This is a genomic window from Streptomyces sp. NPDC002130 (assembly GCF_040296465.1).
Classification (GTDB): domain Bacteria; phylum Actinomycetota; class Actinomycetes; order Streptomycetales; family Streptomycetaceae; genus Streptomyces.
Genome location: NZ_JBEOXI010000662.1, coordinates 1 through 1785, shown reverse-complemented (window position 1 = coordinate 1785; position 1785 = coordinate 1). Strand labels below are relative to the sequence as shown.

Annotated in this window: 2 protein-coding genes; both read right to left on the bottom strand. The window is 72.3% G+C overall.

Translation table 11 applies throughout. The features are described from left to right. Positions 1-276: 276 nt before the first annotated feature. Positions 277-1101 carry a purine-nucleoside phosphorylase gene (locus ABT116_RS44185; protein WP_031110318.1) on the bottom strand — a complete coding sequence of 275 codons (825 nt, stop codon included), beginning with the start codon at positions 1099-1101 and terminating at the stop codon, positions 277-279. 106 nt (positions 1102-1207) lie between these two features. Continuing rightward, the gene (locus ABT116_RS44180) at positions 1208-1645 is read right to left on the bottom strand and encodes a gamma-glutamylcyclotransferase family protein (protein ID WP_033311347.1); all 438 of its coding nucleotides are present in this window, start codon (positions 1643-1645) and stop codon (positions 1208-1210) included. Positions 1646-1785 lie beyond the last annotated feature (140 nt).

The window sequence follows — 1785 nt, the reverse complement described above, 5'->3', positions numbered from 1 at the left end:
GTGGGCCAGGCGTCGGCCAGCGTGCCGGGGGTCCAGCCGCCGTCGGCGTACGCCTGTTCGTTGACGCGCCGACCGCTGCGGGCGGACACCCCCCGACACGGCCCCTTCTCGCCGTACGCGGGTGCGGGTGCGTTCCCGCTTGCCGCCTTTTGGGGGGCGGCGGTCCTGCCCCCTTGCCGCTGTGGGGGGCCGCGGGGGCAACCCCTTAGGGGCGCGGGGAACTGCGCGACCAGCCACTACGGGGCCGCAGCCGCCGGACCACCTCCCGAAGCCTGCTCAGAGGCGGCCGAGGACCTGCGCCAGGAGTGAGCCCATCCGGGTGGCGGAGTCGCGGCCCGCCTGGAGGACCTCCTCGTGGTTCAGGGGCTCGCCCGTCATGCCCGCCGCCAGGTTGGTGACGAGGGAGATGCCCAGGACCTCGGCGCCCGCCTCACGCGCGGCGATCGCCTCGAGGACCGTCGACATGCCCACCAGGTCCGCACCGATGACCCGGGCCATGCGGATCTCGGCCGGAGTCTCGTAGTGCGGGCCGGGGAACTGGGCGTAGACGCCCTCCTCCAGCGTGGCGTCGACCTCCTTGCACAGGGCCCGCAGGCGCGGGGAGTACAGGTCGGTGAGGTCGACGAAGTTCGCGCCGATGATGGGGGAGGTGGCGGTGAGGTTGATGTGGTCGCTGATGAGAACCGGCTGGCCGGGGCGCATACCCTCGCGCAGGCCGCCGCAGCCGTTGGTGAGGACGACCGTCTTGCAGCCTGCCGAGACCGCGGTGCGGACACCGTGGGCGACCGCGGCCACCCCGCGGCCCTCGTAGTAGTGCGTACGGCCCAGGAAGACCAGGGCGCGCTTGTTGCCGATCCGGTACGAGCGGATCTTGCCCCCGTGGCCCTCCACCGCCGGCGGCGGGAAACCGGGGAGCTCGGTGACCTGGAACTCGGCCTCGGGGGCGCCCAGGGCGTCCACGGCCGGGGCCCAGCCGGAGCCCATCACGAGGGCGACGTCGTGGGTCTCGGCGCCCGTCAGTTCGCGCAGGCGGGCCGCGGCGGCGTCGGCGGCCGCGTGGGGGTCGCCCTGGATGTCGTCCGGAAGAAGAGATGCGTTCACGCCGATGAGGGTAGCCGCTGTTTGCCTACGCGCGTAGATGGCAGAGCTCACGGGGTGGCGATCGTTGTCTTGTCGTTTCCGACGAGTGGCCCGGCCGGGACTGCCCTCAGCAGGGGCGCTTGCGGAGCTCCATCACGTAGTCGTGGGGGGCGCCGGCCGACTCCGCCGCGTCGGCGATCTCGCCCAGGTAGCGGGCGGAGGGCAGACCGCCCTCGTAGGCGTTCAGGGCGAAGGCCCAGGCGGTGTCCTCACCGTCCAGGGTGTGCACCCGTACGCGCGTACGGCGGTAGATGTCGAGGCCCACGCCCTCCCAGCGGTCGAGTGACTCCTCGTCCATCGGGGCGATGTCGTAGAGGGAGACGAAGACCTGGGACAACGGGTCCTCCACGATCGTCGGCAGTGCGCCCTCCCAGCCCATGTGCTCGCCGCCGAAGGTCAGTCGCCATCCGTTCAGCCAGCCGGTGGCGCGCAGCGGCGAGTGCGGGGCGCGGCGGGACATGAGCCGCGCGTCGAGGTTGCCGGCGTACGCGGCGTAGAGCGACATGGGGGAAGGGTACGGCAGGTGGTCCGGCGTCACTCGTGTAACGACAGGCGCATGGGTGGGCCCCCGGGCGGTGTCACGTTGTTGCGTGCGGGACAATGGAGTACGTGACTCGGATCGTGATCATCGGTGGCGGACCCGGC